This window comes from Daejeonella sp., assembly GCF_030695525.1.
In the GTDB taxonomy this organism is placed as follows: domain Bacteria; phylum Bacteroidota; class Bacteroidia; order Sphingobacteriales; family Sphingobacteriaceae; genus Daejeonella.
This window is the reverse complement of sequence record NZ_JAUYSS010000013.1, coordinates 14,358-31,083: the sequence shown is the minus strand read 5'-3', so window position 1 is coordinate 31,083 and position 16,726 is coordinate 14,358. Positions and strand designations below refer to the sequence as shown.

The 16,726-nt window shown below is 40.3% G+C and carries 16 protein-coding genes; 9 read left to right on the top strand and 7 right to left on the bottom strand.

Features of this window, described 5'->3' with window-relative positions; all coding sequences use genetic code 11:
• The 5 genes from Q8S11_RS02855 to Q8S11_RS02835 all read left to right on the top strand — a co-directional run.
• A partial coding sequence (locus Q8S11_RS02855; protein ID WP_305660574.1) for an iron-sulfur cluster assembly scaffold protein occupies nucleotides 1-192 on the top strand: 192 nt, incomplete at its 5' end.
• A gap of 45 nt (nucleotides 193-237) precedes the next feature.
• Nucleotides 238-564: an iron-sulfur cluster assembly accessory protein gene (locus Q8S11_RS02850; RefSeq protein WP_305660573.1), complete on the top strand. Its 327-nt coding sequence runs from the start codon at nucleotides 238-240 to the stop codon at nucleotides 562-564.
• 130 nt (nucleotides 565-694) lie between these two features.
• The gene (locus tag Q8S11_RS02845) at nucleotides 695-2,608 is read left to right on the top strand and encodes a long-chain fatty acid--CoA ligase (protein ID WP_305660572.1); all 1,914 of its coding nucleotides are present in this window, start codon (nucleotides 695-697) and stop codon (nucleotides 2,606-2,608) included.
• A gap of 390 nt (nucleotides 2,609-2,998) precedes the next feature.
• Nucleotides 2,999-4,720, top strand: coding sequence for a lysine--tRNA ligase (gene lysS / locus Q8S11_RS02840; protein WP_305660571.1), 1,722 nt, complete (start codon nucleotides 2,999-3,001; stop codon nucleotides 4,718-4,720).
• 88 nt (nucleotides 4,721-4,808) lie between these two features.
• A complete protein-coding gene (locus tag Q8S11_RS02835) occupies nucleotides 4,809-5,027 on the top strand; it encodes a hypothetical protein (RefSeq protein ID WP_305660570.1) in 219 nt (72 codons plus the stop codon).
• A gap of 4 nt (nucleotides 5,028-5,031) precedes the next feature.
• Here Q8S11_RS02835 and Q8S11_RS02830 read toward each other — a convergent pair whose 3' ends face one another.
• A complete protein-coding gene (locus Q8S11_RS02830; RefSeq protein WP_305660569.1) occupies nucleotides 5,032-5,583 on the bottom strand; it encodes a DUF2892 domain-containing protein in 552 nt (183 codons plus the stop codon).
• 74 nt (nucleotides 5,584-5,657) lie between these two features.
• Here Q8S11_RS02830 and ung point away from each other — a divergent pair, with 74 nt between their 5' ends.
• A complete protein-coding gene (gene ung, locus Q8S11_RS02825) occupies nucleotides 5,658-6,335 on the top strand; it encodes a uracil-DNA glycosylase (protein ID WP_305660568.1) in 678 nt (225 codons plus the stop codon).
• A gap of 100 nt (nucleotides 6,336-6,435) precedes the next feature.
• Here ung and Q8S11_RS02820 read toward each other — a convergent pair whose 3' ends face one another.
• Nucleotides 6,436-6,906 carry an Lrp/AsnC family transcriptional regulator gene (locus tag Q8S11_RS02820; protein WP_090698305.1) on the bottom strand — a complete coding sequence of 157 codons (471 nt, stop codon included), beginning with the start codon at nucleotides 6,904-6,906 and terminating at the stop codon, nucleotides 6,436-6,438.
• Between the two features lie 136 nt (nucleotides 6,907-7,042).
• Between Q8S11_RS02820 and Q8S11_RS02815 the strand changes: the two genes are divergently transcribed.
• Together Q8S11_RS02815 and Q8S11_RS02810 are read left to right on the top strand one after the other, a co-directional pair.
• Nucleotides 7,043-7,699, top strand: a complete 657-nt coding sequence (locus tag Q8S11_RS02815; protein WP_305660567.1) for a metal-dependent transcriptional regulator — start codon at nucleotides 7,043-7,045, stop codon at nucleotides 7,697-7,699.
• Nucleotides 7,696-9,570, top strand: a complete 1,875-nt coding sequence (locus Q8S11_RS02810; RefSeq protein WP_305660566.1) for an Nramp family divalent metal transporter — start codon at nucleotides 7,696-7,698, stop codon at nucleotides 9,568-9,570. The genes Q8S11_RS02815 and Q8S11_RS02810 overlap by 4 nt, the downstream gene beginning before the upstream one ends.
• A 124-nt stretch (nucleotides 9,571-9,694) precedes the next feature.
• Here Q8S11_RS02810 and Q8S11_RS02805 read toward each other — a convergent pair whose 3' ends face one another.
• Nucleotides 9,695-10,150: a thioredoxin fold domain-containing protein gene (locus Q8S11_RS02805; protein WP_305660565.1), complete on the bottom strand. Its 456-nt coding sequence runs from the start codon at nucleotides 10,148-10,150 to the stop codon at nucleotides 9,695-9,697.
• 1 nt (nucleotide 10,151) lies between these two features.
• On the bottom strand, nucleotides 10,152-12,434 hold the full coding sequence (locus tag Q8S11_RS02800) for a TonB-dependent receptor domain-containing protein (RefSeq protein ID WP_305660564.1): 2,283 nt from the start codon (nucleotides 12,432-12,434) through the stop codon (nucleotides 10,152-10,154).
• 137 nt (nucleotides 12,435-12,571) lie between these two features.
• On the opposite strand from Q8S11_RS02800, the gene smpB reads away from it, so the two are divergent.
• Nucleotides 12,572-13,021 (top strand): SsrA-binding protein SmpB, encoded by a 450-nt coding sequence (gene smpB / locus Q8S11_RS02795; protein ID WP_305660563.1) that lies wholly within the window; start codon nucleotides 12,572-12,574, stop codon nucleotides 13,019-13,021.
• 103 nt (nucleotides 13,022-13,124) lie between these two features.
• Here the strand turns inward: smpB and Q8S11_RS02790 are convergent, their stop codons facing one another.
• The 3 genes from Q8S11_RS02790 to Q8S11_RS02780 form a co-directional block, all read right to left on the bottom strand.
• A complete protein-coding gene (locus Q8S11_RS02790; RefSeq protein WP_305660562.1) occupies nucleotides 13,125-13,781 on the bottom strand; it encodes a protein-L-isoaspartate(D-aspartate) O-methyltransferase in 657 nt (218 codons plus the stop codon).
• A 68-nt stretch (nucleotides 13,782-13,849) separates the two neighbouring features.
• Nucleotides 13,850-16,333, bottom strand: coding sequence for a primosomal protein N' (priA, locus tag Q8S11_RS02785; protein ID WP_305660561.1), 2,484 nt, complete (start codon nucleotides 16,331-16,333; stop codon nucleotides 13,850-13,852).
• Nucleotides 16,333-16,719, bottom strand: a complete 387-nt coding sequence (locus Q8S11_RS02780; protein WP_305660560.1) for a DUF423 domain-containing protein — start codon at nucleotides 16,717-16,719, stop codon at nucleotides 16,333-16,335. Before Q8S11_RS02780 ends, priA begins: the two co-directional genes overlap by 1 nt.
• Nucleotides 16,720-16,726 lie beyond the last annotated feature (7 nt).

Sequence of the window (16,726 nt, the reverse complement as noted above, 5' to 3'; positions counted from 1 at the left end):
GAATGGTTGAAAGGAAAATCAATCGATGATGCAATGAAAATTGACAACATGGATATTGTAGAAGAATTGGCGCTTCCACCGGTAAAAATCCATTGTTCTGTACTTGCAGAAGATGCGATCAAGGCAGCAATCAATGATTACCGTGTTAAAAACGGACTGGAAGCATTGGTATCAGCAAAATCGCACCACTAATAAGATCTGCGAAAAGCCTAAAAAAAGGATTTTGAGAGCAAAAAAATGGTAACAGTAACGGATAAAGCAAAAAGCAAAGTTGAGGAACTCATAAAAGAGAATGGACTTGATACGAGTTATTTTCTTCGTGTTTCTGTTCAGGGGGGAGGATGTTCTGGTTTATCGTATAAAATGGACTTCGATAATGAAGAAAAACCCGGCGATCAGTTCTTTGAGGATCAGGGTATCCGTTTAGCATTGGATATGAAGTCATTTTTATATCTGGCGGGTACTGAACTTGATTTCTCAGACGGATTAAACGGCAAAGGATTTAATTTTCATAATCCAAACGCCTCCAGGACCTGCGGTTGCGGGGAAAGTTTTTCGGTATAATTCGATCTTATAAGGAACTCTTAACATATAACATATTGACTATCAATGCAAAAGGCTCTTTTTAGAGCCTTTTGCATTTTTAGAGCTATTCTGTTATACTTGTTAATTAAAAATTCCCGAAATGCTTAAGATGAATCCAATAACAGAGTCCACCACTATACCTGAGCTGCTTCGGAACGTGGTCGGGTACGTCCACGATGAAAACACCACCTTTTTAATGCATAAGGTGGATGAAAGCTGGGTAGAAATCAGTTATAAACAGGTATTGGATTCTGCTGATGCTATCTCGGCCTACTTTCTCGAGATGGGTATTATTAAAGGCGACCGGCTCGCCTTAATCATCGAGAATTCGGTAGATTGGGTATTATATGATCAGGGAGTCCAGCAAATTGGCGCGGTTAATGTTTCAATCTATCCTACGCTATCCGAATCAGAAATTGAATATATATTGAACGATTCATCAGCCAAAACCATCCTTGCAGGAAATCCTTTTCTTTTCCGTAAAATTTTAAAGATTACCAATAACTGCCCAGAATTACAGCGCATCATCCCCGTATTTGATGATTATGAGAAATACCTTCCGGAAAGAGGATTGAATGCCGGAGTAATCAGCTTCAGTAGCCTGATTGAAGAAGGAAAAAAGGCATTGGAAAGGCAAGCCAAAAAAATCGAAGAAGCCAGAGGGGCAATATCAGCAAGTGATTTAACCTCTTTAATTTACACTTCAGGAACTACAGGCATCCCGAAGGGGGTCATGCTGACACATTCCAACTTCGTACAAAATGTAAAGGTTTGTCTGGAGCAGATACCAGTGATTAATGAAAACGATGTATTTCTGTCATTCCTGCCCCTATCCCATGTATTTGAACGTACCGCTACCTATCATGTTTGCTGTGCCGTAGGAAGTAAAATCGCTTTTGCCCAAAGCCTTGAGCTGCTTGCAAAAAACATGGCGGAAGTGAAACCGACCATTATGAGTTGCGTGCCACGTCTTCTTGAGCGGATTCATGATAAAGCAATGAAAAATGGCACCTCAGCCGGTGGGTTAAAGTCTAAAATATTCCTATGGTCAATTGAAATTGGGCAAAGCTACAGGGAAATTCAGGAAGCAGGAAAGACACCGGGATTATTGCTGAGCATGAAAAAATCGATTGCAGAAAAGCTCGTTTTCAGTAAAATCAAGGAAAAAACGGGTGGACGCTTAAAGTTCATGCTTTCGGGTGGAGCAGCATTGCCTAAAAACGTGGGAGAATTTTTCGGGAACCTTGGGATCAAGATTCTGGAAGGATTCGGGCTCACCGAAACTTCACCGGTTATGTCTGTAACAGAATATCATCGTCAGGTGTATGGGACTGTAGGACGTATTATTCCGGGCATTGAGGTGGCGATACAGGATGTGGATAGCAAGAAGATATTGACTATCCAGACGCATGATACCTTTAATGAAAATTTTGAATGCCCGGAAGGTGAAATCATTGTAAGGGGGCATTGTGTAATGAAGGGATACTGGAATAAGCCTGAAGAAACTGCAGAAGTTATTGATGAGGATGGCTGGTTCCATACCGGAGATATTGGGCGTTATTTTAGGGGTAACCTGCAGATTACCGACCGGATAAAAAATATGCTGGTGAATGCTTACGGAAAAAATATCTATCCTACACCTGTCGAAAATACATATTTGAAGAGCTCTAAGATTGAGCAGATTTTCCTGATTGGTGATAAACGGGAATACGTTACTGCTATTTTAATCCCTTCCAGGGAAGTCCTGCAGGAAACCTTCCATTTGAATGAAGAATTTTTTCAGGAAAAAGATTCCTTCATCAGGGATCAGAAAATTCTGGACTGGCTGAATGAAGATATCCGCAAATATTCGACGGAGCTTGCAAAATTTGAAAGAATGAAATCCTTCCTGGTTAAACGCAATCCGTTCAGCATTGAGGAGGGTGAAATTACTCCTACCATGAAAGCCAAACGCAAGGTTATTGAGAATAAATATTCTGAGGATATCAGTGAGATGTATTTGCAGGATACGGAGGCGGATTGAAGCTAAAAGCGGAAAGCTTAAAGCTAAAAGCCGAAAGCTAAAAGATCAAAGAATAAAGAACCAGGAGCAAAGACCATTCAATATTCATTGAGAAATTGTACCTCTTTTGGCTTTGTTTTCCTGAAGACAAGCTACCTTAACGTGAACTCGACATAATATTTTAAAAACCGCATAGAAACATAGCATTTTATAGCTTCTAACCTACATTTTAGACACTTTAGTCTTGAAGCTTCGCTTCAATCTATGCGATTTACAATCTATGTTTTCTTTAAAGCATAATAAATTCAATCTATGTGGTTAAATATTAAACTTTAGATAGTTTAATATCGAACTCGCGTTACCTTAGCATTTTTGCGCTGAAAAGCCTATTTTTGCAGAAATTGAAAATAAATGAGCATCGGATTATCTGAACTGGAGATTTTACGCCGGGAAGCCCTGGCAGAGCTACGTAAACTGGGTATTGACCCTTATCCTCCTGAAGCATTTGAAGTAAATGTCAATGCGCTGGACATTAAAAATAATTACGAGCGGGATAAGACTTCTTATAAGAACATCCGTTTTGCAGGCAGGATCATGAGCCGCAGAATTATGGGCAGTGCTTCCTTTGCCGAGTTACAAGATTCTACAGGCAGGATACAGGCCTATATCAACCGCGATGAGATCTGTCCGGGAGAAGATAAAACATTATATAATACCGTATTTAAAAAGCTGCTCGATATTGGTGATTTTGTCGGTGTCAGCGGATATGTTTTCACTACTAAGACAGGGGAAATTTCAATTCATGTAAGTGAAATGAAGATTCTGTCTAAATCTTTAAAGCCCCTCCCAATTGTGAAGCGTGATGATGATGGGAATATTTACGATGGTTTTACTGATCCTGAAATGCGTTACAGACAGCGTTATGTTGACCTGACCGTTAATCCGGATTTCAAACAGATCTTTATCAAACGATCCAAAGTGATCAATACGATGCGGTCTTATTTTGATGATCAGGGATGGATGGAAGTAGAAACCCCTATCCTTCAACCGATACATGGTGGTGCAGCTGCACGTCCTTTTAATACGCATCACAATACCCTGGATATGCCGCTTTATCTGCGGATTGCCAATGAATTATACCTTAAGCGACTGATCGTTGCCGGCTTTGATGGAGTTTATGAGTTCGGTAAAATGTTCAGGAATGAAGGGATGGATCGTACCCATAACCCCGAATTCACCTCAATGGAAATCTATGTAGCCTACAAGGATTATATCTGGATGATGGCTATGGTTGAGGAATGTCTTGAAAAGGTGGCCCTGGCTGTACACGGAAAATCAACCATAAAGGTTGCTGAACATGAGATCGACTTTGCCGGCCCATATGAAAAGCTTAGCATGTATGAGTCCATTGAAAAATTTACAGGAATCGATGTATCGAACATGAATGAGGATGAATTACGCCATACCTGCAAGAAACTGAATATTGAAATTGATCCGACTATGGGCAGAGGCAAGCTGATTGATGAGATATTCGGTGAAAAGGTTGAAGAACATCTGATTCAGCCAACCTATATCACCGACTACCCGATTGAAATGACCCCACTTGCCAAAAAACACCGTAGTAAAGAAGGTTTGGTGGAGCGTTTTGAGCTTTTTGTGATGGGCAAAGAGATTGCCAATGCCTATACTGAATTAAATGATCCGATTGATCAGCGCGAGCGCTTTGAAGATCAGCTTTTACTTGCAGGACGGGGAGATGAAGAAGCAATGGCGATGGATGATGATTTCCTGAGAGCTTTGGAGTATGGGATGCCTCCTACCTCCGGGCTTGGAATAGGAATTGACCGTTTGGTGATGTTAATGACCGATCAGAGTACGATACAGGAGGTCCTGTTTTTCCCTCAGATGAGACCGGAGAAAAAAGCAAAATTAGCTACAGCCGATGATTTTATTGCAATTGGCATCCCTGCTGAATGGGTTCCTGTTTTGAATAAAATGGGCTTTAAAACCGTTGATGAATTAAAAGCAGGTAATCCAAATAAGGTATTTAACGACCTTGGCGGGATGCGTAAAAAAATGAAGCTGGAAATCGCGATGCCTTCAAAAGAGACTGTGATGGAATGGTTTGGTTAACACAATCATAACATAAACATAAAGGCCGCTTTGCTTTTTGCAGAACGGCCTTTGCTATTTTTGGTGTTCAAACAATTAATAAATCATTATGAAAAATTCAAGTCTTGAAATCACTGATCATGAATACCTGATCAAACTGAACAAAGAAGATTATGATCTTTCTTTTATTCATCAACTCCTGAAACGGATTCAATCTGAACAATATTTCTTCAATTCGAGGAAGAATTATGATGAAGCTGAGTATGTAGGGAGTCAGCTTTGTTGCAGCGACTTCTCCATCCGTTTCGACAATTTGAGGGATAAGTAAGAAATTAAAAGGGCTGGCGGAAATTGCGTTGCTGAACCGTCCGGTCCAATTGTCCCATTTGATCTTTCATCATTTTTATCTGCTCAGCGAGTAATTTATTCTTATCAGCCTTCTTGGCCTCCTGCAGATAAATAGTTGCTTCACGTTTATTTCTTTTTGCCATCGCGATACCCGCCAGACTTAACTTGGCCAGTGCGATGTTATGGTCCATAGTCATGCCTAAACTGATTGCTCTTTTAAAATACTTTTCAGACTGCAAGGGTGCCTTTCGCGATTCGATCAAACCAATCAAGAGGTTATAATAGCCATGCTGTCCTCTGAATAACTGAGTTTCGTAATTCGAAATTCCTTTCAGCCATTCACCCGCTTTATCCATATTATCCTTACGCAGAAAGTATTGTGCGATTAACATTTTCTCATGATAAAAGAAAGTTACTGCTACCAGAATGGAAACGAAAACCAATGGTATCCCCCATCCCCAATAACCAAAAACCATTAATGTTACCGATGCACCCAATATTATGGCTGCAATTATCAATCTGATGAAATTAGGCATTGTCTTCTTATCTGTTAAATTTGTTGCAAATATCCGTTTATTTGAGCGTTTAACCAATATCAATCTGAGAATTTATGCCATTAAACCTGGAGGAAAGCTGGAAAGTGGTTCTGAAAGCAGAATTTGAGAAAGAGTACATGCAAAAACTCCTCGCCTTTCTTCAAACTCAACTGGAGCAAAATCGACTAATATATCCGGAAAACAGTTTGATCTTCAATGCCTTTTCACATACTCCATTTCATAAGGTCAAGATAGTTATACTCGGTCAAGACCCCTATCACGGAGTTAATCAGGCACATGGTTTATCCTTCTCAGTTCAGAAAGGAGTTCCTATTCCACCTTCGCTTCAAAACATTTTCAAGGAACTGCAGGCAGAATACAAGGACTTTCAATTCCCACAACATGGCGACCTGAGTTCATGGGCAGATCAGGGGGTCTTATTGCTAAACGCAAGCTTAACTGTTGAAGCCTCAAAGGCAGGATCACACCAGAATCAGGGCTGGGAACAATTTACTGATCGGGTCATTCAAACATTATCGGAGCAAAGGACAGGAATTGTGTTTTTATTATGGGGCAAATATGCGCAGGCAAAAACCGGACTGATTGATCAGAATAAGCATCTGGTTTTAATGGCCGCCCACCCATCGCCCTTTTCTGCATTTAATGGATTTTTTGGGTGTAACCATTTCATCAAGACCAATGAATATCTGGAGAAGAATGGGGAGAAGGGGATTGATTGGAAATTATTATGATTTGTCGATGGAATAATTTGTCGATTTGTCCATGACAATTATTTTTAATCGTCAAGGTAGTGTTCCAATTGACAAATAGACAAATTGAATAATAGACAAATTAATATTCCAAAGGCACCGCAGGCTCCTTCTTATTGGTCGACATGATCATCATGGTTTGAAAGGTTTTGACCACAGAGATTTTGCTGATTTTATCCATAATAAGGCGTTCGTATGATTTGATATCCTTTACATAAGCTTTAAGCAGAAAATCACACTGACCGGTAACATGATGACATTCAGTGATTTCTTTGATCGCGTCTATTTCTTCCAGAAAAACCTGTATCGTATTATTTTTATGAAAATCAAGCTGGATCTGAATAAAGGTTTTTATCCCTAAACCCAGCAATTCTTCATCAACTAATGCATGATAGCTCTTGATATAATGAGCCTGCTCCAGTTTTCTGACACGTTCAAGTGTTGGGGCCGGCGATAGTCCAACTTCATGAGAAAGTTGCAAATTGGTAATTCTACCATTTTCCTGAAGAATCTTAAGAATTCTCAGATCTATTTTATCCAGTTCTATTGCCATAATAAATACAAAAGTAAAGTATAAAAAGGACTAGCCAAATTTTATTTTAAAAAATGACCAAAACATTATCACATATTTTATGACAAATTTTTAGATTAATCTAAACAAATTATTAGATTTGTTTAATTTAAAGCTTATGCACTCATTTACAGAAGAAAATTACCTGAAAGCTATTTATCACCTGAGTGAAGGAAACATGGAGGCTGTCAGCACGAACCAGATCGCCGAAATGACCAATACCAAGGCTGCGTCGGTTACCGATATGTTGAAAAAACTGGCGGAAAAGAAATTGATTAATTACATTAAATACCAGGGGGTTACGCTAACCAATACCGGAGTAAATGCGGCAGTAAATATCATCAGAAAACACCGTTTATGGGAAGTTTTTCTGGTTGAAAAGCTTGGATTCAAATGGGACGAGGTTCATGATATTGCAGAAGAACTCGAACATATCAACTCTGATACATTGGTTAACAGATTGGATGATTTTCTTGGGAATCCGGTCGCCGACCCACATGGTGACCCAATTCCCGACAGATCAGGATTGATAAAACATAAAAAACTGGTTAAAATATCCGATATGCAGACGGGCGAAAGCGGCACTGTTTCGGGAGTCAGCGAACATTCATCCATATTTCTGAAACTCCTCGAAAAGATGGGATTAACCTTAGGGACAAAAATAATTATTTCGGAACTGATTGAATTTGATGGCTCGATCATGCTCACAATTGATCAAAAAACTGAGCGGACGATCAGTCGTGAGGTAGCAAAAAATATATTGGTTATTTTATGAGTAATAAAAATTCAGAATCGCTGAGTGAGGTTCACGGTTCGGTAATTACATCAGGCAAAACAGGATGGCGTAAGCTAATGGCTTTTATCGGCCCGGCTTATCTGGTCAGTGTGGGTTATATGGATCCGGGAAACTGGGCTACTGATATTGCGGGAGGTAGTCAGTTTGGTTACAAACTGATCTGGGTTTTGCTGATGTCGAACCTGATGGCCTTATTACTGCAATCGCTGAGTGCAAGGCTGGGAATCGTCCGTGGTCTTGATCTTGCTCAGGCATCCAGAAACACCTATCCATCTTATATCAATTACCCGCTTTATGTACTGGCACAAATCGCCATTATTGCCTGCGATCTGGCAGAGATTATTGGTATGGCCATCGGATTGAACCTGCTTTTCGGTCTTCCGCTAATCTGGGGCGTATCAATCACGATTCTTGATACCTTTCTGCTGCTTTTCCTGATGAATAAGGGTATGCGAATGATGGAGGTCTTCATTGTATCGATGGTGTTTATTGTCGGAGTTTCGTTCCTGACAGAAATGTTCATTGTTAAGCCCATATTAGGCGAAGTACTAAGCGGATTTGAGCCATCTCTATTATCCGGAAATGCACTCTACATTGCAATTGGAATAATAGGTGCTACAGTAATGCCTCATAATTTATATTTGCATTCTTCATTGGTGCAGACCAGAAAAATTGAACGAACTTCCAAAGGGATAAAAGATTCCTTAAAATACAACCTGATCGATACTACCATTGCATTAAATCTTGCATTCTTCGTCAATGCTGCGATTCTGATACTGGCTGCAACAGCATTTTATAAAAACGGTTTGTTTGAGGTTGCTGAGATACAGGATGCCTATAAATTACTGGATAATATTTTCGGCTCTGTAGCCCCAACACTATTTGCCATTGCACTAATTGCATCCGGTCAAAGCTCTACCATAACAGGAACACTTGCCGGGCAGATTGTAATGGAGGGTCATCTGAATCTCAGGATACAGCCCTGGATCAGACGATTATTAACCCGTTTGCTGGCGATCCTTCCGGCTTTCTTTACCATATTGTACTTTGGAGAAGATGCACTAGGCGGATTACTCATACTAAGTCAGGTAGTCCTTAGTTTACAACTGGGATTTGCCGTTATTCCATTGATTCACTTCAATTCCGACCGGGAAAAAATGAAGGAATACACGATCAAAACCTGGGTTAAAATCCTGGCTTGGTTGTCTGCACTGATCATAGTAAGCCTGAATGTTCAGCTAGTTATTGAGGAAATTGGTACATGGCTTACTACCACGACTATTAGCGTTTGGTGGATTTATATGCTGGTAATTCCTCTTGCGATAACGGTCGGCATATTATTGCTCTATGTATTTCTGATGCCTTTTTTCAGAAAATATGAACATAAGATTTCTAATGTTCCGCATGGTGAGGCTCTTGAAATTGGCGTTCTTGAACAGGTGGAGTATAAAAAGATCGGAATCACTGTTGATTTTTCGAAGAATGACAGAAATACATTTCGCCACGCATTGATACAGGGTGGAAAAAATGCCGACTACTACCTGATTCATATTGTTGAAACTGCAGCAGCGAGATTTCATGGCGAAAAAGTATTAGACCATGAAACCCAGAGTGATACCGACAACCTTGAAAAATATCAGCAAAATCTCAAGGATCTGGGCTATCAGTCTCATATTGAAATCGGCTATGGAACTGCAGCGAAAGCAATATCTGAGCTGGTTAAAGCTAAGAATCTGGACCTTCTGGTCATGGGTGCTCATGGTCACAAAGGCATCAGCGATCTGATCTTTGGAACCACAGTGGATACGGTACGGCATAATGTGAATATTCCGATTATGATTGTGAAGTGAGATAGGGGGAATGAGGTCGGAGATTTGAAGTCTGAGGTCTGAGGTTAGAAGGCTGAGGTCTGAAGTCTGAGATGGGAGATATGAGATATGAGAAAGATGATATTACCAGAAATAAATTAGTCTTTTAGTTTTTTGCCACTTTTTGGAGCAAATAAAGCATAGCGCGCGGATTTAAGAATCCATCGTGCTGGTAGATAATCTCATTCTTACTATTGAGAACAGTGATTGTGGGATAAGATATCTGACCTTTGATCGTACCCAGTTCTCTGGCCAGTTCATGCAGTCCGGCTTTATGTTTAAAGATTCTGCCTGCAAAAAATATATCATTCTTATCCTCTGCGTAAAGAAATACAGTGTAAAATTTATCATTCAATAAGGCCGATACCTTACTATCCTTTCTCATCGTGTTTTTCATAGCATGGCAGTATTTGCACCAGCTTGTCATGATCAGCACCACGATTGGTTTGGGTGTTTTGTTCTGTAAAATTTTGATCTCTTCAAATTTAACAATGCGATTTTGTGCCTGCAGATCAGATACCTGCATCAGTACAAAAATGAAAACTATCAATATCCTTAACATCTCATTTGATGATTAAACGGACGCCAAAAAACCCTCTTATTCCCTGGTTGGGAGCATAAACGTATCCCGGGTCAAAGGTTAAAGCATAAGGGTTCGCCGGACTGGGAACTACATTTCCTGAAGCATCGGTCTGAACTTCCTTATCAAAAGGATCATTACTGCGCGCAATCAAGAAAGGTTCATTCTTACCCGGTGTCCAGTTGAGTAAATTTTTTACACCTCCATAAAGCTCGATCTTTTTCATACCTGAATAGGTAAATTGGATATTTTGCAGGCTCCAAACCGGTGATACCCCACTGCGGGGATCTGTATTGCTTAAACGGGGCAAGAGCATAGGGCCGTAGATATTGCCTGTGTAATCCAATCCCAGATTCAGGTTCTCTAGTTTATAGGAAATACCCCAGGTGCCTGTCCACTTTTCATTGAGAAATGGCCTTATCCGGGTACCTTCGGCTTCATTTTTAGAAAACACTTCCAGCAGGGAAGTTCCTGCAATAACCTTAAGTCCGTTTGTAAATGTCAAATCAAAATTGGCACTCAAACCACGCGATACTGCATATCCCTGTAAATTACTGTAAATGATCTGGTTTGGATTGCTCACATAATCAGGAATGATCTGGTTGTTAAAATGGGTGTACCAGGCTGAAGCATCGATACCAATAAAATTTCCACTGTTAAAATAAATCTTTTTAATAAAGTTAAGATTGGCGTTATAACTTCTTTCCGGCTTCAACTGTTCTGTAACCACCACTTCCCTTGAACCTGTAAGAGCCGCATGTTCCTCGGTAAAAAGGCTTACCACCCTAAAGCCAGTACCTGCATTTAAACGAAGTATATTATTCTCATTGAGAACCCATTTATACGCAAATCTCGGGGTAAGAATATTTCCATGGATGGAGTTATAATCGTAACGCATTCCAAGCAAAAGTTTATGTTTTTCGGCAAGGGCAATTTCATCCTGTATAAAGATTCCGGGAAGCCAGACCCTATCAGCCTGATTAAATCCGGTAAGCGATGCAGTTGCCGGAGTATTATCATCATACATGGTATATCTCAGGGCTGTTCCAAGCAGCAGATCGTGGTTTTTAAGCTTTTTATCCCAGCTCAATTGTCCAAATGCAATTTTTTGCCTGGCACCATAAATGGTATTCCCATAAACGGAATTCTGATCATGGTCGTTCATAGACCATGAAAACATGACTGATTCTTTTAAGGGAAGCTGATATGTTCCCAGCATTTCCCATCTATTGGTATAGATACTCTCTCCATATCGCTCGGTACCTCCCCGGTAAGCCTTGTTCCAGGTGATATCCCCACCCCAGCGGTCCTCATAATTATATCTAGCCGCCAGACTGAACTGCCTGTTTTCCTTTCTGTTAAAATTCCATTTTTGAAACACTGAAATCCTGTCCTGAAGGGTTACATCAGTAAAGAGATCCTTGTTATTATCGATCCGGTTTCCATACTTAAAATAATTGATCCCTGTCAGTACTTCAGCTTTTTTGCCGGCAGCAAACTTAAAGCCCAAATCAGTATTTAACTCTCCCCAGGAAGTTGAAAAAACATCTGCTGAAAATGCAGGAGCATTCTGAGGCTTTTTGGTAATGATATTAATCAAACCACCAACCGCTTCAGAGCCATAAAGTGATGAAGCAGGTCCTTTAACTATCTCTACACGCTCAATTAAAGCATTAGGTATACCTGAAAGACCGTAAACAGAAGAAAGTCCGCTAACTATTGGCATACCATCGATGAGAATCATCGTATACGGACCCTCCAGACCATTGATATGAATATCACCGGTATTACAAATATTACAGTTTAACTGAGGCCTGACTCCATTTACATTCTGTAAAGCATCAAAAACCGAGGGTGTAGGGTTCTTCCTAAAAAATGCAGGGCTATATACTTCAACTGGCACGGGGCTAGCCAGACGGCTGACCTCTTTCATGGTTCCGGTAACAACAAATTCCTCGATAACAGATCCGGACTCCTCTAAGTTAACATCCAGATTTACCGTTTCATTTTCCCTGAGAATTAGTTCTTTTTTATAAGGGGCGTAACCCAATGCCGTTATGCTTAAGACATATCTACCTGCGCTAAGCTTCATAGAATACCCACCCAGGGAGTCGCTTGTTGTTCCAATATTGCTATTGAGCATCTTAACAGAAGCGAAGGCTACTGGTTTTTGACCAGATCTAAGCCATCCGCTGAGGGCGGATGTCTGCGCTTTTGCCGTTAAAGCAATCCCGAAAAGTACAATTGAAAGAATAAGTGACCGCATTAATTAATATATTAGATTTACAAAAATACAAATTTAGATTAATCTAAAAATATTATTTTATAAATCTTAAATAATATTTTAATAATTAGAAAATATGATAATTCCGGTTATGGATTTTCTTTCGGATATTTGCAGGCATGTCGGGTGGAATAAACATTAAGAACAAGAGAGCATATTTCGAGTATCATATACTCAAGACTTATACAGCCGGAATAAAACTGCTTGGTACTGAAATAAAATCGATACGTGAGGGTAAGGCCGACATCAATGATGCTTTCTGTACTTTCTTTGACGGCAATCTTTATGTAAGGAATATGCAGATCGCTGAATATTCACATGGTTCCTTTTATAACCATGAGGCCAAGCGCGACAGGGTCTTGCTTCTGAACAAAAAGGAAATAGCTAAACTCCGGACAAAAATTGAAGAGAAAGGCTTTACGATTATCCCCCTAAAAATCTTCACTACAGAGCGGGGGTTTGCGAAACTTGAGATTGGCTTAGCACAGGGTAAAAAGATCTACGATAAGCGCGAAACACTCAAGGACCGTGATGCAAAACTGGAGATGAGCAGGGCGATGAAACGGTAGAGAAGTAGGAGTTATCTGTTGTATAGCAATTACGAATTATTAATTACGGATTACGGATTATCAATTACGAATTCTCCATTCTCAACTATCAATTATCAACTAACTACCACGCTTTCTCCCCCACCAGCGGCACAAACCTAAAGGTATCCAAAGAGATCCGCTCGTAATCATTTTCACTTACCCTGAGGACCGTAATCATTTTCTGAGATTTCTCATCCCCTACCGGGATAACCAGAATGCCCCCTATCTTCAATTGCTTAAGCATAATTTCAGGCACCAGAGGGGCTCCTGCAGTTACAATAATCTTATCGTATGGTGCATGTTCAGCAATTCCCTTTGATCCATCGCCAAAAAAGAATTCAGCATGATAGCCAATATGCGGCAAAACCTGACTGGTTCGTTTAAACAGATTTTCCTGACGCTCGATGGTATATACCTTTGCCCCAAGTTCCATAAGAATACAAGTTTGGTAGCCTGAACCGGTACCAATCTCAAGCACCTTATCACCCGGTTTGATATGTAAAAGTTCAGTCTGGTAGGCTACGGTATAAGGTTGGGAAATTGTTTGACCGTCGCCAATTGGAAATGCAATGTCTTTGTATGCCTGTGTCCAGAATGTCTCATCAAAAAAGTAATGTCTTGGAACCTTGCCGATTGCTTTTAATACCTTCTCATCAGCTATACCCTTGTCTCTGAGTAATTCAACCAACTTTTTTCGGGCTCCCTTTTCACGGTAGCTATCAACTAATTTATGTGCCATTGCTCTTCAAAAATAGTCTTATGAAGCCAGTTTTTAAAAATAAAATTGAGAATAAATAGTTGATGAATTTAATAAGGATCAACATCAATATGGATGTAAACACCCTTATTAGCAGGCTGTGAATCGAAGTTCCTGAGAATGAGCTGCAATGCTTCTTTGATCTTCTGGACAGACACCCCTTCCTTCTCCACCTTGATCAGAATAGTCTGAATATAATAGTTCCTGATGCGACTGACCAGAGGTGCTTCAGGCCCCAGAACCCGGTCACCAAACTGCGATCTCAATATTCTGGCCAGAGAATCTGAAATTAAAGCCAGTTTAGAAAGATCCTTATGCTTTACATCCAGTTGAATAAGACGGTAAAGTGGCGGATAATGAAAATTTCTTCGCTCCAGAATTTCAGTATCAAACATGGCCTCATAATCCGCGTTGATCACCTGGCTGATGATACGATGACTGGTATCATAGGCCTGAATAATAACCTTACCCTGTTTTGCACGTCTTCCTGCCCGTCCTGAAACCTGGGCCAACATCTGAAAGCTTCGCTCAAATGCCCTAAAATCAGGATAATTTAACATACTGTCGGCGCTGATAATCCCGATAGTACTTACATTCCCGAAATCGAGTCCCTTGGCAACCATTTGTGTACCAACAAGAATATCGATCTTACCCTCTTCAAAATCATTGAGCAGAATCTGGAAGCTGTTCCTGGTCCGGGTAGAGTCGAGATCCATACGCGCAATTTTAGCATCCAAAAAGATACGCTGCAGTTCATCTTCTATTTTTTCGGTACCGAAGCCTTTTTGTTCAATCCGGGTTGAACCGCAGGCCGGACAGGCGTTCAGCACATCCTGTTTATATCCGCAATAGTGGCAATGAAGTTTTGCACTGCTCTTATGAAAAGTAAGGCTTACATCACAATTAATGCATTTGGGTGTAAATCCGCAGGTAGTACAAAGTAAAAACGGTGTATATCCACGACGGTTCTGAAAGAGGATCACCTGCTCTTTACGGGATAATGCAGCTTTAATCTCGTTTACCAAAACTGTGGTAAAATGCGATTGCATGGTTTTCCGTTTGGTTTCTTCAGCTATGCTCACCACTTCAATTACAGGGGATTTCACTCCACCATACCTGCCCCTTAGTGTTACAAAACCATATTTCTTAATCCGGGCATTATAAAAACTCTCCAGGCTTGGGGTCGCTGAGCCTAAAACTACCCTTGCCCCATGCAAGTGTGAGAGATAGATGGCGGTATCCCTGGCATGGTATCGGGGAGCCGGGTCGTATTGTTTGTAGGAAGATTCATGCTCTTCATCGACGATAATCAAACCCAGCTCTTTGAATGGCAAAAAAATAGATGATCTCGCACCGAGAATGATCTTATATTCACCTTTTAATACTTTTTGCCAGACTTCTGCGCGCTCATTATCATTGAAGCGGGAATGATATACTCCAATCTGTCCGCCAAAATGTTCACGTAATCGTTCAATAACCTGTGTGGTTAAGGCAATCTCAGGCAACAGATATAATGTTTGCTTGTCTTCTTGTAACATTTGTTCAATCAGACGGATATATATTTGCGTTTTACCCGAGGAGGTTTCACCATAAAGCAACACAACATCCTTCTCTTTCAACTGCTCCCTGATCTCTCCCAGGGCAATTTCCTGGGCCTCATTCAGTTTAAAATCATGCAGGGTTTCGAGTTCTTCAGCGCTGAGTCGACTCACCACTTTATCCTCCTGAATAAAAACCTCTTTCTCGAGCAAGGCTTTCAATGCAGATGCACCACTACCGCTAACTTCCAGCAGATCGGATTTAACAATTTCCTGTTGTTGCTTTTCGAGTTTAAAATAAGCAAGTAAAATTTCAAGTTGTTTGGGTGCCCGCTCAAGAATTTCGAACAAAGCCCTTCGGTTTTCGGAATCTTTATATTGGGGGTGAAGGCTAATAAATGACTTCTTTTTGGGTTTAAACTTCTCAGTAATTTCTTCTGATATTATTATAATATTCTTCTCCAAAAGAGCTCTGAGTATCGGAAATACTGTTTTCTGTCCAAGCAATTTACTGATATCACTTACCTTAAGTTCTGATTGAATATCAAGGGCATCAATAATCAGGAATTCCTTGTCAGAAAGTTCCGACTTATCGAACCCTGTTGAAGGATTCAGAATAATACGGGTTTCGCTTGCCAGTTTAAGTGCAGCAGGAAGCGCAGCCTGCATCACCTCACCGATATGACAGAGATAATAATCAGACATCCACTTCCATAATTTCAACTGAAACTCATTCACAATCGGCTCATCATCAAGAACATCTATGATATATTTGGCCTCATAAAGTTCAGGAGGAGTTTCAGATACCTGATATACAATTGCGGTATAGATTTTGGCCCGTCCAAATTGAACGACTACCCGCTTCCCGATTGAAATAGCCCCGTTCATTTCTGAAGGAACCCGATACGTATAGGTTTTAGGTATTGCTAAGGGTAAAACTACCTCTATAAAAAGAGTTCTCCTTTCAATGCCATCTGTTTCATTAAACTCAAGCATTATTTACTCTTTATAGCGACGAAAACCAGGCTTAACCAACCCAAAATGAAAAATAAACCACCAATTGGAGTGACCGGTCCAAGAACTGAAAGCTGAGTGATATTTAGTATTTCTTTGGCAGAAATTAAATATAAAGAACCCGAAAAAAGGAGAATTCCGAGAGAAAAGAACCCTGCCGCCAAATTTCCAGCCTTTGTATTGCCTGATGGAAGAATTGAAACAAAAAGCAAGGCAAGTGTATGATAGAAGTGATAACTTACAGCAGTTTTCCAAACCTCTAATCCGGCCTCATCAAGAAGGGGTTTTAAAGCATGAGCACCAAAAGCCCCTAAAATAACAGCAAGCATACCAAACACAGAAGCTATAATAATTACCTGTTTGTTCATAATGTTA